This is a genomic window from Amycolatopsis sp. NPDC041971 (assembly GCF_055588925.1).
Genome location: NZ_JBVJCE010000008.1, coordinates 28,119 through 54,395, shown reverse-complemented (window position 1 = coordinate 54,395; position 26,277 = coordinate 28,119). Strand labels below are relative to the sequence as shown.

Here is a 26,277-nt window from a genome sequence, read left to right as displayed (position 1 = left end):
GTCTGGCGCGGGGGGGGGGGGGGGGCCCACCCCCCCCCCCCCCCCCCTTCTCCCCCCCCCCCCCCCCCCCCCCCCCCCCCCCCCCCCCCCCCCCCGGGCCGGCCCGGAAAAGCAGCAGGGCCGACTCCCCGAGGGAAGACGGCCCTGCTTGAAAGACTTGGATCAGATCACGGTGACCGAGGTGGCCTGCGGACCCTTCGCGCCCTGCCCGATCTCGAACTCCACGCGGGCGTTCTCCTCGAGGCTACGGAAGCCGTTGCCCTTGATCTCGCTGTAATGCACGAAGACGTCGCCGCCGCCGTTGTCGGGAGTGATGAAGCCGAACCCCTTCTCGGAGTTGAACCACTTCACAGTGCCCTGAGTCATAAAATCTCCATATGCAACACAAACAAACAGGAAGCCACGTCGGCAGCCCGGGTCATGACCAGACGGTTTGCTTCCCCGGAAACACGAGGAGACACTACGCCCGCTGAGTTCTGCGAGCGTGAACCAACACGAACACAAAAACGAGACCTGAATCAGTAAAGCACACCGCACGCAGGCGGACAAGGTTCCTCACCCGGGTGTGCTGGGCCGCACTGTATTCTCCGCGGCCCCGCTCCTCATCGCCCCGTTCTCGAGCGCCCTATTCGCCGCTCGCCGCGCGCAGCGGTACCTCGGCACCGAACGGTGACCGGCGCAGCGCCTCCCGGTTCGTGGGCACGACGGCGATGTCGTGGGTCTCCGCGTCCGCGCTGAACTGCACCGGCACCACGCCGGAAACGGACTTGTCCTGTGGCTTCGTTTCGTCAGCCATGTTTTCTCCCAGTGTCAACACAACGCTCGTAGTACGACGTTCAGTACTGCGTGCCAACAACCTCACCGGTGATCTGTCCGGTCCATATCGGACTCTCGGTGTTGCGGCGATTGTGCCACGACCGACCGACAAAAGCCGGTCTTCGGTGACGGCACAGCCGAAACTCTGCCGAGTCGTCACCTCTTTCCCACCCTTTGGAGCAGGTGAAGGCCACCAGGCAAGGGTTTCTGTGTATCCCCTGAGAAAAAAGTACCGGCCCGGCAGTCGGCGCGGCGGCTCTACTGGCCGCCTTGCGGTGGCCTCGCGGCGCCCAGCAGGCTCGTCAGCCGGACGTCCGGGGTCACCACGTCCGGATCCGTCCTGATGTCGATGACGCACGGCCGTTGCCGGACCAGCGCGCTCGCGATGATCGGCTCCAGTTCCTCACGGTCGTCCACGGTGTACCCGGCGGCGCCGAGGCCGCGTGCCCAGGACGCGAAGTCGGTGACGGGGACGGTGACTCCCGTGAGCCGTCCGTGTTTGCGCGCCTGGTGCACCGCGAGCGGACCGTGCAGGCCGTTCTGGAACACCAGGACGGTCACCGGCACCCGGTAGCGGACGGCGGTCTCGATCTCCTGCCCGGTCATCAGCGCGCCGCCGTCGCCCACCATCGCGATCACCGTCCGGCGCGGCTCGGCGAGTTTCGCCGCGACCGCCGCGGGAACGGCGTAGCCCATGGCGGCGTTGCTCGGCCCGAGCTGGCTGCGCGGCGCGGTGAAGCACCAGTAGCGGTGCATGAACTGGGCGAAGTTGCCCGCGTCGCTGGTCACGATCGCGTCTTCGGGCGCGAGTTTGCGCACCGCGCGGATGACGTCGGCGGGGTGGATGCGGGTGGCGCCACTGGTGTCGGGCGGCGTCATGAAGGTGTGCACGGCGGCGTTCGCGGCCGACGCGCGCCGTTGCCGGGGCGAGGCGACGTTGCGCAGTTCGCGCAGGAACGGCTCGACCTCGGAGTCGACGCGGAAGGTCAGGCCGCCGCGGCGGGCGGGCTCGATCCCGGTGCCGACCAGCACCAGCGTCTGTGACGGCGTCGGGTAGCGAAAGGACTGCGTGGTGACCTCGTCGAGCTGCGTGCCCAGCGCGAGCACGAGGTCGGCGCGCTCCAGCGCGTCGAGCTGCCGCGCGGGGATGCCGATGCCGAGGTGGCCGGCGTAGCGCGCGTGGTTCTCGGGGAAGGCGTCCTGACGGCGGAACGCGTTGTACACCGGGAGCGCGAGTTCGTCGGCGACGGCGATCAGCTCGTCACGCGCCGCGCGGGCCCGGCCGCCGACGATCACCACCGGGTAGCGGGCCTCGTCGACCAGCTGCGCGACCGCTTCCGCGGTCCGGCCGAGCGCGCCGGTGGCGGGCGGGCGCACGGAGGCGACCGGTTTGGCCGAATCGAACGGGACACCCCAGAAGTCGGCGGGGACGGCGACGACGGTGGGTCCTGGCCGCCCTTCGCGGCAGCGGTTCAGCGCCTCGACCAGCAGGCCGGGGACCTCGGCCGGGGATTCCGCGCGGCCGGTCCACTTGGCGATGGGTTCGAGCATCGCGGTCAGGTCGGCGGTGGGCAGCTCACTCGTCGGACCGGGCTCCGACGGCGGGTTCTCCAGGAGGACCACCATCGGGCTCTCGTCCTGGTACGCCGTGGAGACGCCGATCGCGAGGTTCGCCGCGCTCGGGCCGCGGCCGGCGAGCAGCACCGCCGGATGTTCGGTGAGCTTGCCTTCGGCCTCGGCCATGAACGCCGCGCCGGAGTCGTGCCTCGCCGAAACGAAGGTGATCGACCGCTCGCGTTGCAGCGCGTCGAGCAGATCCAGGAAGGACTCACCCACCACCGCGTACACACGGTGGATCCGCGCCTCGGTCAGGATCCCCACGGCCGTCTGGGCGACGGACGCTCCCGGTTGGTATCTAATGAGAAGAGCTTAGGCGGGCGGTGATCGGTGCCGTCAAGCGATCTTCCGATTCCGGCAACCCCGGAGCGGGAAAATGTCCGAAATTCGGAACGTGTTCGAGCAAGGGAGCACGAAAACGTGACCTCAGCCACCGCCGGACGTGAAACAGTTTTCACTTACGGGGCACCGGCCTTGAAGTACGGCGCCGGGTCGAGCGATGAGATCGGCTACGACCTCACCCAGTACGGCGCCCGCCGGGTGCTCGTCCTGACCGACGCGGGCGTCGCCGCGACGGGCTGGCCACAACGGATCGCCGAAGGCATCGAGACCTATGGCATCGAAGCCGTCGTCTTCGACGGCGTACACGTCGAGCCGACCGACGTCAGCATGCGCGAGGCCGTCGACTTCGCCCGCGGGCAGGGTGAGTGGGACGCTTTCGTCGCCGTCGGCGGTGGGTCCGCCATCGACACCGCGAAGGCGGTGAACCTGTTGACCAGCAACGACGGCGACTTGATGGACTACGTCAACGCCCCGGTCGGCGGCGGCCGCGCGCCGGCTTCACCGCTGAAACCGCTGGTCGCGGTGCCGACCACCACCGGAACCGGTTCGGAGAGCACCACCGTCTGCGTACTGGACGTGTTGTCACTGCGGGTGAAGAGCGGCATCAGCCATCTCCGGATGCGGCCGAGTCTCGCCGTGGTCGACCCGAGGCTGACGGTCTCGCAGCCGCCCGAGGTCACCGCCGCGAGCGGGATGGACATCCTCTGCCACGCCGCGGAAAGCTACACCGCCAAGCCGTACACCGAGTTCGACCGGAAGCGCCCCGAGGACCGGGTTCCTTACTGTGGCTCGAATCCGCTGGCCGACATGTTCGCCGAGCAGTCGCTGCGGCTGCTGTCGTGGGCGCTGCCCGCGGCCGTGCGGGACGGCTCCGACCTGAAGGCACGCGAAGCGATGGCGCTCGCGGCCACGTTCGCCGGCCTCGGTTTCGGCAACGCGGGCGTGCACATCCCGCACGCCAACGCGTATCCGATCGCCGGGCAGGTCCGGGAGTTCCATCCGGCCGGGTATCCCGGCGACGAAGCGATGGTGCCGCACGGGATGGCCGTTTCGCTGACGGCGCCCGCCGCGTTCCGGTTCACCTTCGACGCCGCCCCGGACCGGCACCTGCGGGTGGCGCGGCTGCTCGCGCCGGACTACGAATGGCCGGGTGATCTGCGGGACCACCTGCCCGCGGTGTTGCGGCAGATCATGCGGGAGATCGGGATCCCCAACGGGATCGGCGCCGTCGGCTATACCGAGTCCGATGTGGACTCACTGGTTTCCGGCACGGTGAAACAACAACGGCTGCTGGCGACGGCGCCGCGTGAGGCGTCCGAAGCGGATCTCGCCGTCATCCTGCGGAAGTCGGTGACGCTGTGGTGAACGGCGAGTATCCGCACTGGCAGACGGTTCCGTTGCGGTGGAAGGACAACGACGTCTACGGGCACGTCAACAACGTCGTCCACTATTCGGTGATGGACACCGTGATCAACACCTTCTTGATCGAGCGCGGCGGTCTCGGCATCGAAACCGGCGGGGTCATCGGGCTGTGCGTGGAATCGCAGTGCGAGTACCACGCTTCGGTGTCGTTCCCGGGAGAGCTCGAAGTCGGCCTTCGGGTCGGGCATCTCGGCCGGTCCAGCGTCCGCTACGAGGTCGGGATGTACTCGAAGGAGACGGTGATCGCGGAGGGACGCTTCGTGCACGTCTTCGTCGATCGCGAGTCCCGGCGCCCGGTCCCCGTCGAAGGTCTACTCAGGAGCGCGCTGGAAGAACTGCGCACTGGGCTCGGGTAGCCGCGGCGACCACGCGTGCATGAGCTGGGCGTAGCGCGTGGACCGGTCCATGAGTTCGAGATGGGTGCCCAGCGCGGTCTCCTTCCCGTCCATCACCAGGACCCGGTCCGCGCGCAACGCCGACGTCAACCGGTGCGCGATCACCACCAGCACCCCGCCTCGCTCGGCGAACGCCCGTTCCGCGCGGGCTTCGGCGGGCGGGTCGAGGTGTGATGTCGCCTCGTCGAGGACGACGACGCCCGCGTCACTCGCGTACACCCGCGCGAGCGCGATCAGCTGCGCCTCACCGGCGGACAGCATTCCGTGCCCGATCTCGCCGTCGAGTCCGCCCAGCCTCGTCACCAGCGGTTCCGCGCCGACGGCCGCCACCGCCGCGGCCAGTTCGCCGTCCATCGCGGTCCGCGCGAACAGGCCGACGTTGTCCCGCACGGTCCCGGCGAAGACGTACGCCTCCTGCGGGATCAACGCGACCATCCGGTGCCGTAGCGCCGCCGGTATCTCCCGGACCGGCACCCCGCCGAGCAGCACGCGGCCTGCCTGCGGTTCGAGCATCCCGGTCAGGAGACCGGCCAAGGTCGACTTGCCGATCCCGCTCGGCCCCACCACCGCGAGCCGCTCCCCGGGCCGCAGATGCAGGTCGAGGCCGCGCACCACCGGTCGCGCCGCCGCTCCCCAGCTGAAGGTCAGGTCGCGCACGGAGATCGCGGTCCCGTCGGGTTCGGCCGTACCGTCGGGTTCCGGTTCGGCCTGCGCGGTCTCCGCCAGCCGCCGCAGCGCGACGATCAGCCGCAGCACCACGGTGCTCGCCGTCGCGGCCAGCCCGCGCAGCGCCGGTTGCATCGTCGTCGCCAGGTAGACGAGCGCGCCGAGCGCGGCCCCGGCGGTGAGCGTGCCGTCCTTGACCATGCCCGGCGCCACCAGCAACGCCACGAGCAGCGGCACGAAACCGCCGGTCGCGATCACCACGGTCCTGGCCGCCCCGGACCGCGCCACCCGCACGGCCGCCTCGGCCTGCGTGTCGACGGCGTCGTAGAGCTCGAGGGCGGCGAGGGGTTCCGCGCCGCACGCGACGACGTCACGCATACCGGACAGCGACGCGCCCGCGACCTCGGCGGTCCGCTCGTCGGCCAGCGCGAGCGCGCGCTGACGGCGGGCGAGCGACGGGAGCAGGCAGGCGAACACTCCGACCGCGACCACCACCGGGATCGAAACGATCAGCGCGAGCGAACCGGCGACGGTGAACAACCCGGCCAGCGCCGCCACCGTCGTCACGATCATCCCGCGTGCCTGCACCAGAAGCCCGGCCGTGGCGTCGCGGACCACCTCGACGTGCTGCGTGATGCGGGCGACGCCGCTGGCGTCCGGCTGGTTCCGCGGCGGCGCGGGATCGTGCAGGACCCCGCGCACGACGGCGGTCACCAGCGCGTCGCGCAACGGCTCGACGACCTTGCCGAGCTGATGCCACACCAGCCGTGAGCCGAACGCGCCGATCACGGCGACCAGCCCGAAGACCGCGAGCCAACGCAGTCCGGTGCCTGGCCGATCCGCGGCAAACCCCTCGTCAACCGCGAGTTCGACCAGGCGACCGGACAAGAACGCGGGCGCGCTCTCCAGCACGGAGCACGCCAGCAGGACCAGGCCGCCTTTCCACTGCCCGACCAGCGCCGAGCGGTAGAGCCCCCAGACGCTCATTGCGCGCCCTCGGTGCCCCTCGGCGAACCCGCACCGCGAGGACGCGGCCGGTTCGTGTCGTGCTCGGCCCGGTCTTCGATGTTCACCTCTGCTCCGCCCCCATGCCGGTGAAAACCGCCTGATAGGCCGGATTCCGCCACAGCTCGGCATGCGTGCCGACCGCGCGGACCCGCCCGTCTTCCAGCCACACCACCGCGTCCGCCCTCGACGCGGTGGCCGCGCGATGCGTCACCACCACCCGCGTCCGGCCGGGCAGGGTACGTTCGATCGCCTCTTCCACGTCGGCTTCGGTGACCGTGTCGAGGCTGGCCGTGGCGTCGTCGAGGATGAGCACCCTCGGCGCGTGCGCGATCGCGCGCGCCAGCCCGATCCGCTGCGCCTCTCCACCGGAAAGCGGCGTCTCCGCAAGCGGCGTCCGGTATCCGTCCGGCAGCCGGACGATCAGGTCGTCGACCTGGGCGGACCGGCAGGCGGCGCGCACGGCCGCCTCGTCCGCCCACGAGCCGTAGCCGACGGCGTCGCCGATGGTCGCACCGAGCAACGCGGGCCGTTCGAAGGCGAACCCGACGACGGCACGGAGTTCGTGCGGCCGCAGCCGCTCCAGCGGGCGGCCGTCGAGCGTCGCCGTCCCTTCGTCCGGGGGCAGCAGCCCGCCGAGGACGCTGACCAGCACGGACTTCCCCGAGCCGGACCGGCCGACGACCGCGGTGAACCGGCCGCCCTGGACGAGCAGGTCGACGTCCCGCAACGCGCCTTCGACCGTGACGCCGCGCAGTTCGAGCGTGCCCTGCTCGACGACGACACCGAGGTCACCCGGTTCGGGGACCGGCGAGTCCAGCACCTCGTTGATCCGCCGCGCACACGATCGCGCGCGGGAAAGTGTGGTGAGCAAAGGAATCTGGGTGATCAGGCCCATGCCGAGCGCGACATAGCCGAGCGCCGCGAGGACCTGTCCGACGGTCAGCCTGCCTTCCAGCACCCCGAAACCGGCGGCGGCGAGCACCGCGAGTTCCACCGCGGGCAGCAGCAAACCGGAACGCCACACCATCTTGGCCTGGGTGCGCCACATCCCACGCCCGGCGAGGCTCAGTTTCGGCAGCGGCCGCAGCACCCGTTCGGCCTCGCGGTCGGCGGTGCCCGACGCGGCGATCGTGCGGAGCCCGGCGACCGCGTCGACCATTCTCGCCGCCAGTTCGCCGGAGACCTCTTGATAGGTGAGGACGTCGTCGGCGGTGTTCTTCAGATGGGTGCGCGCGAGCATCAGGCCGAACGGGATGCTGCCGAGGAAGACGAGCGCGAGCCGCCAGTCCATCAGCGCGAGCAGGACGACGGCCCCGCCGGAGATCAGGGTGGTCGACCCGAGCTGGACGACGACCGAGGCGACCATTCCCGCGCCGGTGCAGTCACCGGTGAGCCTGCTGATCGCGTCGCCGTCGGCGAAGGTCGATCTGGTGCCGAGCGCGAGATAGCCGTCGGTGAGCTCGCGGCGCAGCCAGGCCGTCGCGGACGAGGTCATCCGCGCGGTGAGGATCCCGCCGATGAGGCCGACGGCGATCTCGGTGACACCGAGGACGATCAGCCAGGAGACTTCGGGAAGGCTGGGACGGCCCGCCACGACGGCGTCGACCGCGGCCGCCAGCGCGCCGGGCAGGAGCAGTCCCGCCGCCGTCCCGGCGAGCGCGCTGACGATCAGCGCGATCAGGCGGGGACGATCGAGCAGGGTCACGGTGACCAGCAGGCGATCGGCGGAACCCGCCATCCCACTCCTTTCGTCCAGCCGGCGGTGCGGGGTTCACGTCCCACTTCTTGATCCGTGATCCCAACGAGATGAACCGGAAGGCAAAATGAAGGCGCGGGAGCGGCGCACTTGGCCTGTGCCGCTCCCGCGCCCTCAGTGATCAGCCGGTGATCAGTGGCAGGTCAGCAGGCTGACCGTGCTGTTGGCGCAGGACGCCAGCAGGCTGAGGTTGCTCGCGCCGCCGTGGCTGCCACCGCCGCCGCCCTCGAGAACCTCCGGGGTTTCCAGTGCCTGCAGGTCGAGAACCAGTTCCATGATCATGTTCCCTTTCGTTGTTTTTCCTCTTCCACCGGTCGTCAGCGACCGGCAGTTCGGGAGGACAGGAAAGGCAGTGCGGCCTTCCCGTCCAGGGTGGCGGCGAGGGCGAGCAGAACACCCGCGCCACCGGTGACGACGTCCATCGACAGCCGCAGCAACTGGTTGCCGGGGAACGCCAGGCCGCCCTTGTACGGCACCGCGTACCAGGCCAGCCGGGAAAGATGCAGGTCGATGGCGTCGCGGACGCGCTGGTCCGGTTCGGCGCCCATGGCCAGCGCGGTCATCAGCCCGCCCCGTCCGAACAGCAGACCGGGGTGGATGACGAACTCGCCGCGGCACGCTTCACGCAGACCGGGAAGGCTCTTCAACGCCTTCGCGTCGGGACGGTGCTTCGCGAGTTCCTCGGCGACCATGAGGATCCCGGCGCTGCCGACACCCGCGTAGGGCAACGTCCGGGTCTCGCCGTCGCGGACCTGCAGCGAGCCGTCGTCGGACTCGACGCACTCCTCGATGTCCCGCTCCAGCGCCTGGTCGGCGAAGGACAGCCAGCCCTGTTCGCGGGTGCGCTCGAACAGCCGGACGAACAGCAGCGCCGACCCGGACCAGCCGTTGAGCAGCCCGGCCCTGCCGAAGTCGCCAGGCGGGTCGGCGACCTCCAGGGCCTCCGCGAGCCGGACGGCGGTGGCGAGCGCCTGCCTCCCGAACTCGTTGTCCTTGCGGGACACCGCGAAGTGCAGCTGGGTCAGCCCGATCCCGGACAAGCCGCCTTCCAGACCGTGGTCGGTGGTCTGCTCGACCAGCGTCGCCGACGCCGACAGCAGCTTGGTGGCCTCGTCCCGGTATCCGAACTCTTCGAGGACGTACGCGATTCCGTAGGAGCCGTCGTAGAACCCCGGCCGTCCCGGCGGATCACGTCGGATCGAGTCCAGCAGCCAGCGTTCGTGCTCGTGATGACGCTCGCCGCCGACCGTTTTCAGGGCGTGGAGTACGCCGGCCGCGCCGTAGCCGAAGCACGCTCCGCCGACGCGGAACTGTTCGATGTCGCCGGGGAAGAGCCGGTCGGTGCGCTCGGGGGTCGCGCTGGCGAGGATCGCCTCGACGACCTGCTTGCGGACCAGCGCCCAGTCCGGCTTGTCCTGGTCGAGCTCGGTCGCGCTCGTCAGCGGCGGGGCGTTCCGGGGCGCGAGCTCGGCGACGATCGAGTCGGCGTAGCCCTCCGGGACGTCGAAGCGCCGCTGGACGAAGTCCGCGAGCCCGCGCAGCTTCCCCGGGGCGAGCTCGAGGAGCGTCGTGAGCGGCAAGAAGATCCACAGCTTCAGGACGGCGAGCGCGTACTCGTCGACCTCGAACCCGTTCCGGTCCCGCGGGGCGCGGAAACCGGGCGCGCCGAGGGCGGGCCGAACGCCGGTTTCGACGTCGGACGCCATCTCGAAGTCGATCAGCGAGACCGAGTCGTCGTCCCCGTCGACCAGGATGTTCAGCGAGTGCAGGTCGCCGAAGACGATGCCGCGACCGTGCACCTCCTCGACCATCGCCTCCACCCGCCGGACCAGCGCCAACGCGCGTTCGGTGTACGCGGCGATGTCGGCCTCGGTGGTGTCGCGCCGGGTGAGCGGGTAGTTGCGGGCGAGCCAGCTGCCGAGCGAGACGCCCGGCATGTACTCCATCGCCAGGAAGTGGTGCTCCCAGACGGTGAAGCGGTCGAAGGCGGCGGGGATGCCGTCGATGCCCTTCAGCCGGTCCAGCACCTCGTGCTCGCGGCGGAGGCGTTCGACGGCGTCGACCTCGTCGCGGTCCAGGCCGGCGAACGGCCTGGCCTCCTTGAGGACCACCCGTTCGTCGTCGGCCTTCCGGTCCGCGAGGTACACGCCGCCGCCGTTGGAGAAGTGCATCGAGCTTTTCACCTGGTAGGGGAACCGGTCCGCGCCGCCGCTCTTGCGAGCCGCCAGATGAGGGGCGAGGAACTCCGGAATCGTCACCCAGTCAGGTACGGAGAAGGTCGGTTCGCGCTTGTCCGGGACCAGCGTGCCGTCCGGTTTGCGCACCGCGAGGACCCGCTTGCCGTCGAGTTCGACCCATTGCTCGGCGAATCCGCCGTAGCGGACGTAGAGCGGTCCGGCACCATACCGAAGATCACTGAGAATGTATGCCCCGGGTTCTCCGTCGAGCTTCGCGGACAACTCGGCGAGAACGCGCTCGAGCTCGTTGTTGTCAGCCGGATAAAGAGTCAGCAACTTTCCGCTTCCGTCACGCGGAGCGTATTTCGAATTCCTTGCCAGCAAGGTGCCCCGCGAACGCAGATGCTTGTAGGACACCTCGTGCTCGACACAATGGTCATGCACCTTCGCGAGCACACGCTCCGCGTTGCCCAGACCTGCTGATACGTGGATTTTCCAGCCCTGCGAGGGAAGGTTTCGAGCAACAGGGTGCAACAACCGCCATACTCCACGCACTCCGGTGCGCCAGCCCGTCTCGGGAGCGGGCAGCAGGGCGGCGAAATCGTCGGCGGCGTCCCCGTTTTCCCGCTGCTCATCGAAGAACAGAGGATCGGCGAAGCAATACGCTTCGTATCGGACGTCCATCGAGCGCCCCCTCCTTGGCACCAATCGGATGGGCCATGTGCACCATCGCGATGGAGAATATTCCACCCGCCGGATACCGAACGGCCAATCCGCCATATCGGGGGTTCGGATGGGCTGTTCAGGGACGTGAATTCGAAACCTACCGAATGGTAGGGGTACCCAGGGTGAGATCAACTCGTATTTCAACCACCCGGTCGGTGTGTAACAGGAACGGATCCGCGTGGTAATCCCTGGTCGAAGCACATAACCCGATAACGGGCGGCCTGATCGACCGAACGCCGACCGATCGCGCTTCGTGATCTATTCACCCGAGGTCTGGACCACTATCGGGGGGCCGTGGCGCCCGCCACGCGCACCACCGGTCGCCCGTCGGCGGAGATCCGTCCGGAGGTACGTTGTCGCCGGTGGAGCAGGTAAGGAGGCGGGCGTGATCACAGGCTTCGCGGTGACCGTCGCGATCTGCGCGACGTTGGTCGCGGTATGGAGTTTCGTGCAGTCCGCACGCAAGAAGCTCCCGGACAACGCACTGCTCGCCGGCCTCGCCGTCGTCGAACTCCTCCTGGTGGCGCAGCTCGTGATCGGCGTCGTGCTGCTGATCGGCGGCGGCCGCCCCGGCAGCATGGCCACCTACCTCGCCTACCTGATCGGCTGCCTGGTCGTGCTGCCGCTCGGGACCTTCTGGGCGCTGGCCGAGCGCACCCGGTCGAGCACCGCGATCCTCGGCATCGCCTGCCTCGCCATTCCGGTGATGGTGCTGCGGCTGCACGAGGTGTGGGCGGGTGCCAGTGCCTGAAGAAACCGAGGAGCGGACGGTGGACACCGCAACGGACAAGGCCTCCGGCCCGGGACGGATCCTGGTCGCCGTGTACGCGATCTTCGCGCTGGCGGCCACGTCGCGTGCCGCCGTGCAGATCAGCACCAAATTCCACGAGGCCCCGCTGGCGTACGCGCTCTCCGCGTTCGCGGCCGTCGTCTACCTGCTGGCCACCGTGGCGCTGGCCCGCCGCGGCGCGGGCTGGTGGCGGATCGCGCTGGTCGCCTGCGGCGTCGAACTGCTCGGCGTGCTGACCGTCGGCACGTTCAGCCTCTTCGACCGCGAGGCCTTCCCGCACGCCACCGTGTGGTCGGTGTACGGACAGGGTTACCTCTTCATCCCGCTGGTGCTGCCGGTGATCGGCTTGTTCTGGTTGCGGCGGACGAAGCCCTGACCTGTCCCGATTCGGCGATCACGCGTGACCGGACGGGACGACACCCTCGCCGTCCGTCGGATCACGCGTGTCGTCCTCCCAGTCACGCGGAAGTACATCCTGAGACACCGTTGGCTCAGCACCGTCCTTGCCACTCACTTGTCGAAACAGCCCTTTTCGTTGAGCGGGCCGAACGTGGGCAGGACGAGCCCGCACAGGTAGCCGTCGATCCAGCGTCCGTTGCCCGCGACGTTGGTCAGCACCCGGATCGCCGGCGCGAACGCGGCGATCCCCTTGGCCAGCGACTCCTGGTTGCGCTGCAGCATCGACGTCAACCGGTCGAGTTGTTCGAGCACCGGGCCGAGTTGCCCGTCGTTGTCGGCGATGATGCCGTCGAGCGCGGTCGCGAGCCGTTTCGAGCCGTCGAGCAGATCCTTGATCGCCCGCTGCCGGGTGGAGATGGCTCGCAGCAGCGCGTTGCCGTCCTGGATCAGCCGCTGGACCTCGGCATCGCGGTCGACCAGAGTCTCTGAGACCTGGCGCGTGTTCGCCACCAGCGTCCGGAGTTGCCGGTCGCGGGAGGCGATGGTGCCGGAGAGCTTCGAGATCCCTTCGAGCGCCGCGCGGACGTCGGCCGGTGTATCGGCGAAGGTCGCCGAAATCGTGTCGAAGCTTTTCGCGAGTTGATCGACGTCGATGGCATCGACGGTTTTCGACAGATCCCGAAACGCTTCAAGAACGTCGTACGGCGCGGTGGTCCGCCGCAGCGGGATCGGATCGCCGGGATCGAGGATCGCTTCGCCACGCGGATCGAGCGCCAGATATTTCTGTCCCAGGACGTTCTTGATCTGGATGGAGGCGCTCGTGGCGTCACCGACCCAGGCGTCCTTCACCCGGAAGGAGACGAGCACGCGATCGCCTTCGAGATCGATCTCCGACACTTTGCCGACCTTCACGCCGGCGATCCGGACGTCGTTGTCCACGCGCAGCCCGCCCGCGTCGGAGAATTCGGCGGAATAGGTGGTGCCGCCGCCGATCACCGGCAGTGCGTCGGCGTTCAGCGCCGCGGCCATCCCGAGGGCCATCGTGGTGAGACCGGCGAGCGCCGTCTTGACCGGATCCAACGCGCCGAAGGACCTCATCGTCTCACCTCGCAGGTCACGAGCGGCAAAGCTTAGGGGCCACTCCTGCCCGTCGCCAGGCGAAACGTTGCACCGATCGGGTGGCAACGTTTGTCCACTGTGGACATACGACTGACGCCAGAGCTCGTTCGCCGCGATCGACGCCGGTGAGGCCGCGCGGCTCTGGGAGCTTTCCGAGAACCTCACCGGCGTCTCCCGTGCCTAGTTCCAGAACTTGACCTCGGGGTTGCCCGGCACCGGCCCGTCGAGCAACGGCTGATGCCCGCCGCGCAGGTTCTCGTCGAAGAACGCTGAGACGTACGCCCTGGTCAGTTCCATGCCGCGCGCACCGCCGAGCAGACCGGGTTGGCTCAGGCCGAGCTGCTCACCGAGCACGCCGACGTCGGTGAAGGACGCGTGCCCCGCGGCCGCGACGCTGATCCAGCGCTTCCAGCCGGCGAGGTTCGGCCAGCTGTCCGCCCAGGTGGTGTCCGGACCCGCCGGGGTGTACTCGCTCTCACGGCCGAGCAGCAGGAACGGCCGGTCGATCCCGGACGCGGGGATCGGCGACCACAGCCTGCCGTCCAGGTCGGCGCCCGCACGGATCCGCTGATCGGCGATCATCGCGGAAGGAGTGCTGTATCCGCCGATGGAATGGCCCGCCATGCCGATGCGGGTCCGGTCGATCAGCCGTGACCAGGGTGACGAAGGCCTGGTCAGCGTGTCGAGGACGAACGAGACGTCCGCGGAGCGGATCGGCGGCAGCAGTTTCGAGTCGGAGCCGCACGCGGCGCATTCGGTGACGCGGCCGTCCGGAAACGCGGTGCCGTGGGACTCGTGGTTGTGGCCGACGAGCGCGACGACGAATCCCTCGCTCGCCAGCTCTTCCGCGAGTCCGGTGAGCGTCGTGCGCGGTTTGGCGAACCCCGGCGACAGAACGACGAGCGCGCGCTTTCCGGGCCGGGGCGGAGCGTCGATTCGGGCGCTGGTCCGGATTCCGGAGACCAGCGTGGGGTCGATGTCGGGCAGGCCCGATTCGGTCAGGAACGCCTTGGCCTCGGCGAAGGTGAGGTACGGCCGCTTCGGGCCGATCGGCAGCAGCGCCGGGTAGAACATCGACACCATCAGCTCGCGCGGCCCGGACGGCACCCAGGGGTCCTTGCGCGAAGTGTCGACGAGGTGCAGGTCGGTGGAACCGAGGGGATGCGAGCCGGTCGGCGGCGGCAACGTCAGTCTCGGGGCCGCCGCGGCCGGACTCACCATGGTCGCCAGGCCGGCGACGGCTACCATGGTGACGAGAAGCCTTCTCATGAGGATTCCGTTTCTGTCGAGGATCTTCCTTCACCCAGCCTGCGACGCGGCGACGTGTTCGCGCGTCTGCCGCAGGTCGCATCCCGAGGTCTGCCGCCAGAGGGATTCGCGCCGCCCGGCCGAGGATTACGCTCGACTGGTGCCGGCCTTACTCAGTGATCACCCGAGAGCCGTCGACCGCGGCCTTACCCTCCTCATCGGACTGTCCACTGTGGTCACGGCCGATGCCCCGGAGGGCTTCGAGTGGTGGCTGGCCTCCTTGGTGGCCTTGGCTTCTTTGCTCGTCCGACACCGGAATCCCACGATCACCTTCGTGGCCGGAGGCACGGTCTCGCTCCTGCATCTGGCGATGGGCAACGATCTCAAACCCGTCGACGTCGTGGCGTTGATCGGCCTCTTCTCCGTCGCGGCCTGGGGACCGCGTCGGCTTTCGCTAGGTCTGCTGGCGGCGGGACTGCTCGTCGCCGGAGCGTGGTCTTTCCATGCGTCCGAATCGAACACGCGGACACCGGCCCCGACGCCACCGCGGATCATCATCATCGATCCGCTGGCTCCGGTCGGTACCGACGCCGACGACGACCAGGTACAGGACTGGGGCGGTTTTCCGGGTATCGGCCTGTCGCTCGGAGTGGCGTGGCTCGCCGGGCTGAACACACGGCAGCGCCGGATCCGGCTGTCGGTGCTGGAACAGCGGGCCGCCGATCTCGAACGCGAGCGCGACACCCAGGCCGCGCTGGCCGTCGCCGCCGAACGCGGCCGGATCAGCCGCGAACTGCACGACGTCGTCGCGCACGCGCTTTCCGTGGTGGTCCTGCAGGCGCAGGGCGCCCAGGCGGAACTGGACCGGCGGCCCGAACGCTCGCGGGAGGCGCTGGCCGCCATCGTCGACACCGGGCGGACCGCGTTGAGCGAGATCCGGCGGCTTCTCGGCGCGCTCGGCCAGGACGAGCCGGACTGGGAACCCCGGCCCGGTGCGGAACGCCTGCCGCGGCTGGCCGCCGACATCCGGTCCGCGGGCACGCCGGTCGAGTTCCGCGTCGAAGGGGAACCGCGGCCACTTTCGTCCACAGTGGACCTGGCGGCTTACCGGATCGTGCAGGAGTCGCTGACGAACGTGCTGAAACACGCCGGTCCGGACGCGTCGGTGACTATCGTGATGCGGTACGAACCCGGGACGCTGGAGATCGAGGTGACCGACGACGGCACCGCGGCGGAAGCGCCGTCCGGCACCGGGCACGGCCTCGAAGGGATGCGGGAGCGAGTGAACGTACTGGGCGGCACCTTCGACGCGGGACCGCGGCCGGATCGCGGCTTCGCCCTCCGCGCGTCCCTGCCGTCATGACGATCCGCGTGGTCATCGCCGACGACCAGGCACTCGTGCGCACCGGCCTGCGGATGATCCTGGACAACGCGGACGACATCGACGTCGTCGGCGAAGCGGGTGACGGCGCGGAGGCCGTCGCGCTGGTGGCGGAACTCGATCCCGACGTCGTGCTCATGGACATCCGGATGCCTGAAATGGACGGCGTCGAAGCCACCGCCGCGATCGCCGCGGCCTGTCGCACCCGCGTCCTGGTGCTGACCACCTTCGACCTGGACGAATACGTCTACGCCGCGCTCCAGGCGGGCGCGAGCGGCTTCCTGCTCAAGGACTCGCTGGCGCCGGATCTGCTCTCCGGCGTCCGCGTGGTCGCCGCCGGCGAGTCCACCCTCGCGCCCACCGTCACCCGGCGGCTGCTCGACCGCGTCGTCACCGGCCTGCCCACGTCGTCACCGGACGGCAGGCTCGCACTGCTCACCGCGCGCGAACACGAGGTGCTTCAGCAGCTGGCGCGCGGCCTGTCCAACGCCGAGATCGCCGAACTGCTGTACCTCTCGCCGGGGACGGTGAAGACGCACGTCGGCCGGATCCTCACGAAACTCGGTCTCCGCGACCGCGTCCAAGCCGTCGTCTTCGCCTACGAGTCCGGGATGATCAGCCGCTGACCGCGGCGGGGGCGCGCCAGTGCTTGCCGCGACGGGGCCGCCGGTGCTGGCCGTGCCTGCCGAGCTCACGCAGGTCGTCCGAAGGGCGGGCGGCGAACTCCTCGGCCGTGATGCCCATCCGCACCAGGTACTTGATCTCGCCGCGCACCACCTCGGTGTCGCGCAGCCTGCCTTCCTCGCGGAAGCCGAGCCCGCCGTGCAACGAAAGCGACGCCAGGTTGCCGCCGTACACGGTGACCTCGCATTTGCGGAAGCCGCGCCGGCCGAACATATGCGCCAGGAGGACGGTGATGGCGTCCGTGGCGTAGCCGCAGCGCTGGTGCCGAGGGGCGATCCCGATGCCGTAGCCGAACCGGCCGGTCACCGGGTCGGCGCCGATGGTGCAGACCGACCCGACCAGCATCCGGCCGCGTACCGTCTCGATGCCGAAGTGGATGTCGTCGCCCGAGGACCCCGAACGATGCGAGGCCCAGTGCCGGTGCCCGCCGCCGATCAACGGCGTCGCCTCGCGGGCCATGTCACGGTCGAAACCCATCAGGACCCGGCGGTCGCGGAGACCGACCTCGCGCAACCGCACCTTCCGCCCGACCTGCTCGGGCTCCAGGGCGGAGCGGCTCACCGCGTCCGGCCGCAAGGCTGCTCACGATCGATCACAAGCATGCTTCGACGATATCGGTACCCGAAACGACCGAAGGCCCCCACCCGGTACGGATGGAGGCCTTCGGCGTGAACAAAGTCAGATGGCGACGACGCGCTGGGCCTGCGGGCCCTTCTGACCTTGGCCGATCTCGAACTCGACGCGCTGCCCTTCGTCCAGGGACTTGAAACCGCTGCCCTGGATCTCCGAGTAGTGCACGAAAACGTCCGGTCCGCCGTCGTCCTGAGCGATGAAGCCGAAGCCCTTTTCGCCGTTGAACCACTTAACGCTGCCCTGAGCCATACTTTTCTACCTGCTCTTCATAGCGAGTCTGAGCCCATTCGATGCCCCGATCTCGCCGTCCATTGTCGCAGATCTTGCCGCGTCGCACACCTCGCCATCCCAAATTTTTACAGATCCCCTGGTCAGTGCCACCCTTGGCGGGTCGGGTGGCGGGTCGGATCGCCGGTTTCGACGTCCTCGGCGCCCGCGACAGGCCTGGTCGAGGCCGAAAGGCCGGCTCTGATCGAGACCAAGCCGAAGATGGCCACCGGGTGGTGATTTCCGACACACTCCACCACCGCCCAGGCGCGTCCGCTCCCCTGGCCGGTGTGACCAGTGGGACTCGTGAGGCTACGGTTCAGGTGGTCGGTGCGTCAGTGCCCTTCCGGTTCGGAGCCGATCCGGTAGGGCACTGGCTTCCCGTCCGCGTCCCGCACCGGCACCGGTTCGCCGTCGGCGTCCACGATCTTGCCGTCGACGATCCTGTCGCCGTCCTTGAGCCGCGAGAAGGCTTTGAGGTCGGAATAGTCGATCACCCTGGTCGCCGTCGCGAACACCGACGGATCGCGGCCCGCCTTGCCCGGCTTCAAATGGTTGAACAGCAGGTTCAGCACGACGGCCATGAGCGCGGCGGAGCTGATCCCCGAGTGGAAGATCGTGCCGACCCACGCCGGGAAATGGTGGTAGAACTCCGGTGCCGCGATCGGGACCATGCCCAGTCCGACGGAAGCCGCGACGATCACCAGGTTCATGTTGCCGTTGTAGTCCACTTTGGACAGTGTTCTGATCCCGGACGCCGCGACGGTGCCGAACAGCACGAGACCGGCTCCGCCGAGCACCGGGTACGGGATCGCGGCGACCACCCTGCCGAGTACCGGGAGCATGCCGAGGACCAGCAGGATCACGCCGCCCGCGGTCACCACGAACCGGCTCCTGACCCCGGTGATCGCGACGAGGCCGACGTTCTGGGCGAACGCGCTCTGCATGAACCCGTTGAAGACCGGCGCGATCGCCGAGGACGCCATGTCGGCGCGCAGCCCGTCGCCGATGCGGCGTTTACCGACCCGCGTGCCGACGATCTCCCCGACCGCGAGCATGTCGGCCGTGGTCTCCGTGAGGGTCACGAGCACGACGATGAACATCGACACGATCGCGGCGACGTCGAAGGTGGGCGCGCCGAAACCGAACGGGGTCGGTACCGCGAAGATCGGGCCGTCCCAAACTTGGGAGAAGTCGGCCTTGCCCAGCACGGCGGCCAGCACGGTGCCCACCACGATCGAGAGGAGGATCGAGAGCCGGGAGATGGCAGGGACGGCGACCTTGCTGAGCAGCAGCACGATCGCCAGCGTCATGGCGGCCAGCCCGATGTTGGAGACCGAGCCGAACTCCGGCGCCTTGGTGTCGTTGCCCATCGCCCATTGGGCCGCGACCGGCATCAGGCTGAGCCCGATCACGGTGATCACCGTCCCGGTGACGACCGGCGGGAAGTACCTCACCAGCCGGGAGAACACCGGCGTGATGAGCAGGCCGAGCAGCGCGGACGCGATCACGGAGCCGAACACGGCCGGCAGCCCGCCGTCGGCCACGATCGCGGTCATCGTCGCCACTCCGGCGAAGGAAGTGCCCTGGACCAGCGGCAGCCGGGAGCCGAAGAAGGGCACGCCGAACGATTGCAGGATCGTCGCCAAGCCACCGATGAACAGGCACGACGCGACGAGCAGCCCGATCTCGGCCGTCGAAACGCCCGCGGCGCCGCCGATGATCAGGGGTGGCGCGATGATCCCGCCGTACATCGTCAGCACGTGCTGGACGCCGTAAGTGAAACTCTTGCCGATCCCGAGCCGTTCGTCCTCGGGCCTGCCGCCGGCGGCCGGTTCGGCCTGCGACCTCTTCACCATGGATCCGCCTCTCGGTCGAAGCGAGCGATGCGGGGCAATTTCAATGTGCGGAGGTTAACTTCCACATCGCAGAACTCGCAAGACCCTGCCCGTACGGGTCGTCCTCCCGGCGCGCGGACAAAGATCCTTTCCGCGCAGGGGCATCGGAAAGCGGCGATGGTAGAAATCACCTGCCCAGTCGGTGAGGATCCCGAAGCAGGAAGACGGCAAAATGGCGAATCCGCTGGTCGCTGAGCGTCAGGACTCCACCAAGGGCCATTCCGGTGTCCCATTGCTGGAATCGGCGATCGATCTCAAAGAGGGCATCGAGAAGGGCGACTGGGCCGCGGTCGCGATGGGCGCCGTCGGGACGGCTCTCGACGCGCTGTCGATGGCCATGGATCCGTTCGGTTCGATCCTCGCCGCGGGCGTCGGCTGGCTGCTGGAACACGTCGGCCCGCTCTCCGACGCGCTCGACGCCCTGACCGGCGACGCGGATCAGATCAAGGCACAGGCCGAAACCTGGTCCAACATCGCCAAGGAACTCGGCGCCATCGGCACGGATCTGTCCGACCTGGTGAAGGCCGACCTGCGGACGTGGGCGGGCGATGCCGCCGACCGTTACCGGGAACGGTCCCAGGACACGGTCACCGTGCTCACCGCCGCACAGAAGGGCTGCGAAGGAGCCTCAAGCGGTGTCAAGACCGCGGGCGAGGTCGTCGCCGCCGTCCGCACCCTCGTCCGCGACATCATCGCCGAACTCGTCGGCCACCTCATCAGCTGGGCGCTGCAGGTCCTGTTCACCCTCGGCATCGGCCTGACCTGGGTGGTGCCGCAGGTGGTGACCGCGGTCGCCAAGACCGCCTCGAAGATCGCCGACCTCACCACCAAACTCGTCAAGGCGCTCAAGGGCCTGATGCCGCTGCTCAAAAAGGCCGACACGCTCTTCGACGACGCCGCCAAAGCCCTGCGCAAGCTCTCATCCGGCAAGGTGGACGCCCCGCCGCCGCCCAAGACCAAGGGCGGGAACGACCGCGGGATCGACCCGAAGAAGGACAAGGACGACGAGAGCACCACCAGTTCCAGTGCCGACGGCAACGGTGGCGGCGGACGCGACACGGTCGGCGACAACAGCCCCAACGACAAGAGCAACAACACCAAGAACGACAACGACCAGACGAACACCAGCGGCACCGGCAACGGCGGCACCCGCGACCGGGGTGGCAGCGACGACTCCACCGAGAAGGACGGCAACGGCGACCGGTCGACGTCGTCGGATTCCAAGAACTACTGCGGTGATCCCGTCGACGTCGCGACCGGCGAGGTCGTCATGACCCAGGTCGACGTGACGCTGCCCGGGGACGCGGCGGATCTCGAGCTCTCCCGCACGCATCTTTCGTCCTACGGCGCCGGCCGATGGTTCGGTCCATCTTGGACGTCCACAATGGACCAACGACTGGTCTTCGCGGGCGACCGGATCCGGTTCCACTCCGAAGACGGGATGGTGCTGGATTACCCCGTCCCGGCCCACGGGCCCGTTTTGCCGCGGCAAGGCCCACGCCACCGGCTGCGCCGCGCTCCGGACGGCTACCGGCTGTCGATCGGCGATCGCGAGTTGCTCTTCGCAGGCGACCGCGGCGTCCTGCCGCTCAGGGCCATCGAACAGAACGGAAGCCGCACGGAGTTCGGTTACGCGGCCGATGGCACGCCCGCGAGCATCCGCCGTGACGACGGGGTCGAGCTCGCGATCAGCACGGCGCAGGGGCGGATCGTCGCGCTCGGGGCTCCTGGGCAGCCGCCGCTGGTGAGTTTCTCGTACAACCGGCTCGGCCAGCTGAGCACTGTCACCGACTACGCCGGTCGCCCCATGGCACTCGACTACGACTTCGGCCACCGCCTCGTCGGCTGGCGCGACCGCACGGGCACTTGGTACCGCTACGTCTATGACGACGCCGGCCGCTGCGTCCGTGCCGTGGGGGCGAACGGTTACTACAACGCGGCGTTCGTCTACGAACCCGGCACGACCCGGCACACCGACGCTCTCGGCCACACGTGGACATATCGCCTCAATGCCGCCCAGCAGCTGATCGAACGCGTCGACCCGTTGGGCAATTCCCGGCGCTACACCTGGAACCGGCGCGACGAGCTTCTGTCCCAAGTGGACGAACTCGGCCGCGAGACCGGCTACGAGTACGGCGACGACGGCGAACTCGTGGCCGTCCACCGCCCCGCGGGGTCCACCGTGCGGCTGACGCCCGCCGCCGACGGCGAGGTCCGGCTGTCGGCGGGCGAAGTCCAGCGGGTGGTCCCCGAATTCGATCCGGCCACCACCCTGATCGGCACCGGGCTGCCGGTGAACATCCCGGACGCGCCGAATCCGCTCGACGACGAACCCGTGACGGATCGCCCCGGCGACCGCGACCTGTTCGGCCGCCCGCGCCTCGCGTACACGGCTTCCGGCGGCGAAGCGAGGCTCGGCTGGACGGCCGACGGCCGCCGTGCCTGGCGGCTCGGCCCGCACGGCGGTCGCGAGACGTGGGTGCACGACGCGGAAGGCCACGTCGTCGAGCACCGTGACGCGGCGGGTGCCGCGCGGCGCCGCAAGTACGGCCCGTTCGGTCTCGTCATGGAAGAGACCGACGCCGCGGGCGCGCGCACGCTGTACACCTACGACGGCGAGCTGCGGCTCACCTCGGTGACCAACCCGAACGGCCGCACCTGGCGGTACGTCCGCGACGCCGCGGGCAGGCTCGTCGAGGAGGTCGACTACGACGGCCGCCGGATCGGCTACGCCTACGACGCGGCGGGCCGGCTGCTTCGCATGACCAACGGCACGGGTGACGCGACCGAGTACGAATACGACCTCCAGGGCAACATCGTGGCCCGGCGTACCCCTGACGACGTCACGCGGTACGAATACGACGCGCTCGGCAGGATGACCGTCGCCGAGAACGCCGAGTCGCGGGTCGAACTCGTCCACGACGACGGCGATCAGGTCGTCGTCGACACGATCAACGGGCTCGGCGTGTGCCTGCGCCACGACGGCGACAAGCTCGTCCGCCGCACATCGTCCGGTGTGGACAGTGAGTGGCGCTTCACCGAAGCGGGATTGCCGAGTTCCCTGCGGATCGCCGGACATGAGGTCGCCTTCGCCTACGACGCCGCCGGACGGGAGGTCACGCGCAGCGTCGACGGCACCGTGGTGCTCCGGCGGCGATTCGACGCGGAAGACCGGCTCGCCGAAGAGGACATCGCGGGCGTCGGGCGGCGCACGTACCGCTATCGCCCGGACGGCAGGCTCGCCGCCGTCGACGACGCGATCCGGCCCTGGCAACTCTCCTTCGACACCGCGGGGCGGGTCAGCGAGGCGCGCGGACCCGCCGGCGTCGAACGGTTCACCCACGACGCGGCGGGCAACCTCGCCGTCGGCGAGACCCACTACAGCGGTGACGAGCGGGGCAGGGTCACCGCCGATCGGTCCTGCGGCTACGAATGGGACCACCTCGATCGGCTGCGCTCCGCGCGCACCCCCGACGGCGCGTTCTGGACCTATCACTACGACCCACTCGGGCGGCGATTCGCCAAACGCCGCTGGCTACTCGGTCCGGAAGGGGAAGCCGAACTCACCTTCGACGTCCGGTTCCTGTGGAGCGGGATGAACCTCGTCGAGCGGATGGAGCACGACCCCGCCGACGAGTCCTATCGGCTCTTCACCTGGGAGCGCTATGACGACGACCGCCCCGTCGTCCAGGTCGAACGCACCGGCGCCCTCGAAGACGCCGTGTTCCGTGCCGTGATCACGTCGCCCGCGGGTACACCGACCGAGTTGCTCGACGAGCACGGCGCGCTGGTCTGGCGGGACCGCAGCAGTTTCTGGGGTGTGCCGTTGCCCGACGCGGACACCGCGGCGATGCCGCTGGCGTTCCCCGGCCAGCACCGCGACGAGGAAACCGGGCTGCACTACAACGTTTTCCGGTACTACGATCCGCGGACCTCGCGTTACCTCAGCCAGGACCCGCTCGGGCTCGCCGCCGCGGCGAACCCCGTCGGCTATGTCGAACAGCCACTGCTCGTCGGCGACCCGCTCGGCCTGGCCGGTTCCTGCGGCAAGACCGGACCGGGCCGGCAGCAGCGGCCCCGGCCGGTCGGCCCCAGTGGGCCGCCACCGCCGCCGCGCAGGAGCCCGAGGAAACCTCCCATCGACGTCGACAAGATGACGAAGGAGGAATTCGACAGGTTCAAGCCGAAACTCGACGAGATCCTGAAGGCCGACAAGCACTTCTTCTGGTCCGGCGGCCACAAGAAACGCAAGCGCGGGGAAGACGACGAGTACCTCGGTTCGGTCGAGGAGAAGGCCACCAAGATCGCGAAGCAGAACGGCGGCAACACCCTCGAAGGGACCCTCAAGGACAACAACGTCAAGATGCCCGGGTGGATCAACGATCCCCACGATCCGAGGAAGCCGCTCGTCCAGGACAAATGGGACTACGTCTCCGACACCTTCGCGAAGAACTCCAACAAGGACACGCACGTGGTCTTTCCGAGCTGGCCGGGCAAGGGACACGACATCTACCCGCACCGCCGCGAGGACAACGTGTTCAAGGTGACCGAATACCCGAGGCTCGAGAAGATGGGCATCGACCACATCACCAAGCACAACGCGGAAACCGGCCACACCCGTCCGTACCGGCACACCCAGTGACGTTGCTCCAGTTCCGCCACCTTGGTATACCAAAGGAGTCTGTCGAGAAAGGTGTCCTCCGTGTTGATCCGTGACGTCCGCCCGTGGGGTGGGCAGCACAGCGACGTCGAAGTGGCCGATGACCGGATCACCGCGGTACGGCCGCACGATCCCGCCGCCACGACGGCACCCGACACGGTCGAAGGGCGCGGGCGGCTGCTGTTCCCGTCGTTCAGCGACGTGCACGTCCACCTGGACTCGACCCGGATCGGCCTGCCGTTCCGGCCGCATACGGGCGCGCCGGGCGTGTGGGCGATGATGCTGAACGACCGTGAGAACTGGCGCGACGCCGAGGTCCCGCTACCCGAACGCGTCGCCGGGACGCTGGAACGGATGATCGCCAACGGCACCACCCGCGTGCGCACGTACGCGCAGGTGGACGTCGACTGCCGGCTCGAGAAGCTCGACGCCGTACTCGCCGCGAAGGAGCGCTTCGCCAAGCACGCGGACGTCGAGATCATGGCGTTCCCGCAGGCCGGGATCCTGCGCGAACCCGGCACCGCGGACGTGCTGGAGGCCTCGCTGCGTTCGGGTGCCACGGTCGTCGGCGGGATCGACCCGTGCTCACTGGACAAGGACCCCAAGGGACATCTGGACGTCGTGTTCGGGCTCGCCGAGAAGTACGGCGTCGAGGTGGACATCCACCTGCACGAACCGGGCCACCTCGGCGTTTTCTCGACCGACCTGGTGATCGAACGGGTCCGCGCGCTGGACATGCGCGGCAAGGTGACCCTGTCGCACGCGTACGAACTGGGCTCGATTTCGGAGTCGGTGAGCCGCCGCCTGATCGACACCTTCGCGGAACTGGACATCGCGATGGCGACCGTCGCGCCGTCCGTCGACGGCCGCCTGTCCCTCGCGGACCTCACGACCTCAGGCGTGCGCGTCGGCCTCGGCGAGGACGGCCAGCGGGACTACTGGAGCCCATACGGCAACTGCGACCTGCTCGACCGCACTTGGCAACTGGCCTTCACCAACGGCTTCCGCCGCGACGACCTGATCGAACTGGCGTTGGCCGTCGCCACGATGGGCGGCGCGTCGATCATGAGCCACGACGTCCCGCGGCTCGCGGGGATCGCCGACCGCCCCGGTGTGGCCGTCGGCGACCGCGCGGACTTGGTGCTGGTGGACGGCGAGACCCCGACGAGCGCGGTGATGGACCGCGGCAAGGACCGCACGGTCCTGCACGACGGTGTCGTCGTGGCGGACGGGCTTTCGGTGCTCGGTTAACGCCTTGGCGGACGACGGCGGCCGCTGCTAGCTTGCCGGAGGCCGTGCGAGAGAACGAGGAGGTGGTACCCGTGAACATTTCGACAGGGGCGCTCTCCTCCGGGGTCACGGTCGGGCGATAGGTCGTCCGGGAGCGCCGTTTTCGGGCACTCCCGAAAGGCACGACCATGCGCTTCACTTCCGAAAAACGCCTCGCCGACGGCGTCCTCGAACGCGAATTCGTCCTCGGCGAGATCCCCGGTGTCCTGTGGACGCCCGAGCCGGTGTCCACCCCGGTTCCCTTGATCCTGAACGGTCACCCCGGCGGGCTCCGCAAGCTGTACCCGCGGCTCGTGGGCCGGGCGCGGGGCTGCGCGGCAGAGGGTTACGCCGCGGCCACCATCGAGCTCCCCGGAGCCGGTGACCGGCCTCCTCTCGCCACCGTCGACGAGGCTCGCACCGACCTGCAGCGGGCGCTGAAAGCCGGCGAGCCGGTCACCGACGACATCGTCGACCGCCTCGTCCTCCCACTGGTCGACCAGGCGGTCCCGGAATGGCGGGCCGCCCTGGACGCCCTTCTCACGCTGCCCGAAATCGGCGGCCCGGTCGGCTACTCGGGCGGGGTGATCGCCATCGGCACCAGGCTGGCGGTCGTCGAACCGCGGATCTCGGCCGCCGTCCTGTTCGCCGGAAGTTACGTGCCGCGCAGCATGCTGGAAGAGGCGCGGCAGGTGACCATCCCACTGCACGTCATGTTGCAGTGGGATGACGAAGGCAACGACCGGCAGCACGCCCTGGGCCTGTTCGACGCCTTCGGCGCCGAGGAGAAGACATTGCACGCCAACATGGGCGGGCACACCGGCATCCCCCGGTACGAGGCGGAGGCCGCGGGCCGGTTCTTCGCCCGGCACCTGAAGTAGGGCGCGACCGGGGGGGGGGGGGGGGGGGGGGGGAGGGGGGGGGGGGGGGGGGAGGCGGGGGGGTGGTGGGGGGGGGGGGGACAAGAAAGAGGAGCACACACCAACAAAGAGGGGAGGTTCCAG

At 69.2% G+C, this 26,277-nt stretch carries 21 protein-coding genes; 9 read left to right on the top strand and 12 right to left on the bottom strand.

Annotated elements, in window-relative coordinates; genetic code table 11:
• Nucleotides 1-162: 162 nt before the first annotated feature.
• From ACZ6DT_RS17805 to ACZ6DT_RS17795, 3 genes are all read right to left on the bottom strand, one after another.
• Nucleotides 163-366: a cold-shock protein gene (locus ACZ6DT_RS17805; protein ID WP_465595835.1), complete on the bottom strand. Its 204-nt coding sequence runs from the start codon at nucleotides 364-366 to the stop codon at nucleotides 163-165.
• Between the two features lie 259 nt (nucleotides 367-625).
• Nucleotides 626-796 carry a hypothetical protein gene (locus ACZ6DT_RS17800; RefSeq protein WP_465595832.1) on the bottom strand — a complete coding sequence of 57 codons (171 nt, stop codon included), beginning with the start codon at nucleotides 794-796 and terminating at the stop codon, nucleotides 626-628.
• A gap of 278 nt (nucleotides 797-1,074) precedes the next feature.
• The gene (locus ACZ6DT_RS17795; RefSeq protein WP_465596562.1) at nucleotides 1,075-2,736 is read right to left on the bottom strand and encodes a thiamine pyrophosphate-dependent enzyme; all 1,662 of its coding nucleotides are present in this window, start codon (nucleotides 2,734-2,736) and stop codon (nucleotides 1,075-1,077) included.
• A gap of 117 nt (nucleotides 2,737-2,853) precedes the next feature.
• On the opposite strand from ACZ6DT_RS17795, the gene ACZ6DT_RS17790 reads away from it, so the two are divergent.
• Together ACZ6DT_RS17790 and ACZ6DT_RS17785 are read left to right on the top strand one after the other, a co-directional pair.
• Nucleotides 2,854-4,140 carry a hydroxyacid-oxoacid transhydrogenase gene (locus tag ACZ6DT_RS17790; RefSeq protein WP_465595829.1) on the top strand — a complete coding sequence of 429 codons (1,287 nt, stop codon included), beginning with the start codon at nucleotides 2,854-2,856 and terminating at the stop codon, nucleotides 4,138-4,140.
• The gene (locus ACZ6DT_RS17785; protein ID WP_465595826.1) at nucleotides 4,134-4,553 is read left to right on the top strand and encodes an acyl-CoA thioesterase; all 420 of its coding nucleotides are present in this window, start codon (nucleotides 4,134-4,136) and stop codon (nucleotides 4,551-4,553) included. The genes ACZ6DT_RS17790 and ACZ6DT_RS17785 overlap by 7 nt, the downstream gene beginning before the upstream one ends.
• Here the strand turns inward: ACZ6DT_RS17785 and ACZ6DT_RS17780 are convergent.
• From ACZ6DT_RS17780 to lanKC, 4 genes are all read right to left on the bottom strand, one after another.
• Complete coding sequence (locus tag ACZ6DT_RS17780; protein WP_465595823.1) at nucleotides 4,509-6,245, bottom strand: ABC transporter ATP-binding protein; 1,737 nt, start codon at nucleotides 6,243-6,245, stop codon at nucleotides 4,509-4,511. The genes ACZ6DT_RS17785 and ACZ6DT_RS17780 overlap by 45 nt on opposite strands.
• 82 nt (nucleotides 6,246-6,327) lie before the next feature.
• The gene (locus ACZ6DT_RS17775; protein WP_465595820.1) at nucleotides 6,328-8,004 is read right to left on the bottom strand and encodes an ABC transporter ATP-binding protein; all 1,677 of its coding nucleotides are present in this window, start codon (nucleotides 8,002-8,004) and stop codon (nucleotides 6,328-6,330) included.
• A gap of 150 nt (nucleotides 8,005-8,154) precedes the next feature.
• Nucleotides 8,155-8,298, bottom strand: a complete 144-nt coding sequence (locus ACZ6DT_RS17770) for a SapB/AmfS family lanthipeptide (protein ID WP_091598068.1) — start codon at nucleotides 8,296-8,298, stop codon at nucleotides 8,155-8,157.
• 41 nt (nucleotides 8,299-8,339) lie between these two features.
• Nucleotides 8,340-10,883, bottom strand: a complete 2,544-nt coding sequence (gene lanKC, locus ACZ6DT_RS17765; protein ID WP_465595817.1) for a class III lanthionine synthetase LanKC — start codon at nucleotides 10,881-10,883, stop codon at nucleotides 8,340-8,342.
• Nucleotides 10,884-11,310: 427 nt separating this feature from the next.
• Between lanKC and ACZ6DT_RS17760 the strand changes: the two genes are divergently transcribed.
• Both ACZ6DT_RS17760 and ACZ6DT_RS17755 read left to right on the top strand, forming a co-directional pair.
• Nucleotides 11,311-11,676 carry a hypothetical protein gene (locus ACZ6DT_RS17760; protein WP_465595814.1) on the top strand — a complete coding sequence of 122 codons (366 nt, stop codon included), beginning with the start codon at nucleotides 11,311-11,313 and terminating at the stop codon, nucleotides 11,674-11,676.
• Entirely contained in the window at nucleotides 11,669-12,091 is a 423-nt protein-coding gene (locus tag ACZ6DT_RS17755; protein ID WP_465596559.1) for a hypothetical protein, read from the top strand. The genes ACZ6DT_RS17760 and ACZ6DT_RS17755 overlap by 8 nt, the downstream gene beginning before the upstream one ends.
• 134 nt (nucleotides 12,092-12,225) lie before the next feature.
• Here ACZ6DT_RS17755 and ACZ6DT_RS17750 read toward each other — a convergent pair whose 3' ends face one another.
• Nucleotides 12,226-13,212: an MCE family protein gene (locus tag ACZ6DT_RS17750; RefSeq protein WP_465595811.1), complete on the bottom strand. Its 987-nt coding sequence runs from the start codon at nucleotides 13,210-13,212 to the stop codon at nucleotides 12,226-12,228.
• 201 nt (nucleotides 13,213-13,413) lie between these two features.
• On the bottom strand, nucleotides 13,414-14,502 hold the full coding sequence (locus ACZ6DT_RS17745) for an alpha/beta hydrolase family protein (RefSeq protein WP_465595808.1): 1,089 nt from the start codon (nucleotides 14,500-14,502) through the stop codon (nucleotides 13,414-13,416).
• 139 nt (nucleotides 14,503-14,641) lie between these two features.
• Here ACZ6DT_RS17745 and ACZ6DT_RS17740 point away from each other — a divergent pair, with 139 nt between their 5' ends.
• Nucleotides 14,642-15,844, top strand: a complete 1,203-nt coding sequence (locus tag ACZ6DT_RS17740; protein ID WP_465595805.1) for a sensor histidine kinase — start codon at nucleotides 14,642-14,644, stop codon at nucleotides 15,842-15,844.
• Nucleotides 15,841-16,488: a response regulator gene (locus ACZ6DT_RS17735; protein ID WP_465595802.1), complete on the top strand. Its 648-nt coding sequence runs from the start codon at nucleotides 15,841-15,843 to the stop codon at nucleotides 16,486-16,488. The genes ACZ6DT_RS17740 and ACZ6DT_RS17735 overlap by 4 nt, the downstream gene beginning before the upstream one ends.
• On the opposite strand, the gene ACZ6DT_RS17730 is transcribed toward ACZ6DT_RS17735, so the two are convergent.
• From ACZ6DT_RS17730 to ACZ6DT_RS17720, 3 genes are all read right to left on the bottom strand, one after another.
• On the bottom strand, nucleotides 16,478-17,122 hold the full coding sequence (locus tag ACZ6DT_RS17730; protein WP_465595799.1) for a GNAT family N-acetyltransferase: 645 nt from the start codon (nucleotides 17,120-17,122) through the stop codon (nucleotides 16,478-16,480). The two genes, ACZ6DT_RS17735 and ACZ6DT_RS17730, sit on opposite strands and share 11 nt — an antisense overlap.
• Nucleotides 17,123-17,224: 102 nt before the next feature.
• Nucleotides 17,225-17,428 carry a cold-shock protein gene (locus tag ACZ6DT_RS17725; RefSeq protein ID WP_005149851.1) on the bottom strand — a complete coding sequence of 68 codons (204 nt, stop codon included), beginning with the start codon at nucleotides 17,426-17,428 and terminating at the stop codon, nucleotides 17,225-17,227.
• A gap of 353 nt (nucleotides 17,429-17,781) precedes the next feature.
• Complete coding sequence (locus ACZ6DT_RS17720; protein WP_465595796.1) at nucleotides 17,782-19,305, bottom strand: nucleobase:cation symporter-2 family protein; 1,524 nt, start codon at nucleotides 19,303-19,305, stop codon at nucleotides 17,782-17,784.
• Nucleotides 19,306-19,516: 211 nt separating this feature from the next.
• Between ACZ6DT_RS17720 and ACZ6DT_RS17715 the strand changes: the two genes are divergently transcribed.
• The 3 genes from ACZ6DT_RS17715 (at nucleotide 19,517) to ACZ6DT_RS17705 (ending at nucleotide 26,154) form a co-directional block, all read left to right on the top strand.
• Nucleotides 19,517-23,986, top strand: a complete 4,470-nt coding sequence (locus ACZ6DT_RS17715; RefSeq protein WP_465595793.1) for a DUF6531 domain-containing protein — start codon at nucleotides 19,517-19,519, stop codon at nucleotides 23,984-23,986.
• 60 nt (nucleotides 23,987-24,046) lie between these two features.
• A complete protein-coding gene (locus ACZ6DT_RS17710; RefSeq protein WP_465595790.1) occupies nucleotides 24,047-25,255 on the top strand; it encodes an amidohydrolase family protein in 1,209 nt (402 codons plus the stop codon).
• Between the two features lie 167 nt (nucleotides 25,256-25,422).
• The gene (locus ACZ6DT_RS17705) at nucleotides 25,423-26,154 is read left to right on the top strand and encodes a dienelactone hydrolase family protein (protein WP_465595787.1); all 732 of its coding nucleotides are present in this window, start codon (nucleotides 25,423-25,425) and stop codon (nucleotides 26,152-26,154) included.
• Nucleotides 26,155-26,277: the final 123 nt, after the last annotated feature.

Excerpts from the sequence above, each read along its gene's own strand:
- ACZ6DT_RS17805 (WP_465595835.1), bottom strand. The coding sequence starts at position 366 with ATGACTCAGGGCACTGTGAAGTGGTTCAACTCCGAGAAGGGGTTCGGC.
- ACZ6DT_RS17800 (WP_465595832.1), bottom strand. The coding sequence starts at position 796 with ATGGCTGACGAAACGAAGCCACAGGACAAGTCCGTTTCCGGCGTGGTG.
- ACZ6DT_RS17780 (WP_465595823.1), bottom strand. The coding sequence starts at position 6,245 with ATGAGCGTCTGGGGGCTCTACCGCTCGGCGCTGGTCGGGCAGTGGAAA.
- ACZ6DT_RS17775 (WP_465595820.1), bottom strand. The coding sequence starts at position 8,004 with ATGGCGGGTTCCGCCGATCGCCTGCTGGTCACCGTGACCCTGCTCGAT.
- ACZ6DT_RS17770 (WP_091598068.1), bottom strand. The coding sequence starts at position 8,298 with ATGGAACTGGTTCTCGACCTGCAGGCACTGGAAACCCCGGAGGTTCTC.
- lanKC (WP_465595817.1), bottom strand. The coding sequence starts at position 10,883 with ATGGACGTCCGATACGAAGCGTATTGCTTCGCCGATCCTCTGTTCTTC.
- ACZ6DT_RS17750 (WP_465595811.1), bottom strand. The coding sequence starts at position 13,212 with ATGAGGTCCTTCGGCGCGTTGGATCCGGTCAAGACGGCGCTCGCCGGT.
- ACZ6DT_RS17745 (WP_465595808.1), bottom strand. The coding sequence starts at position 14,502 with ATGAGAAGGCTTCTCGTCACCATGGTAGCCGTCGCCGGCCTGGCGACC.
- ACZ6DT_RS17735 (WP_465595802.1), top strand. The coding sequence starts at position 15,841 with ATGACGATCCGCGTGGTCATCGCCGACGACCAGGCACTCGTGCGCACC.
- ACZ6DT_RS17725 (WP_005149851.1), bottom strand. The coding sequence starts at position 17,428 with ATGGCTCAGGGCAGCGTTAAGTGGTTCAACGGCGAAAAGGGCTTCGGC.
- ACZ6DT_RS17720 (WP_465595796.1), bottom strand. The coding sequence starts at position 19,305 with ATGGTGAAGAGGTCGCAGGCCGAACCGGCCGCCGGCGGCAGGCCCGAG.
- ACZ6DT_RS17715 (WP_465595793.1), top strand. The coding sequence starts at position 19,517 with ATGGCGAATCCGCTGGTCGCTGAGCGTCAGGACTCCACCAAGGGCCAT.
- ACZ6DT_RS17705 (WP_465595787.1), top strand. The coding sequence starts at position 25,423 with ATGCGCTTCACTTCCGAAAAACGCCTCGCCGACGGCGTCCTCGAACGC.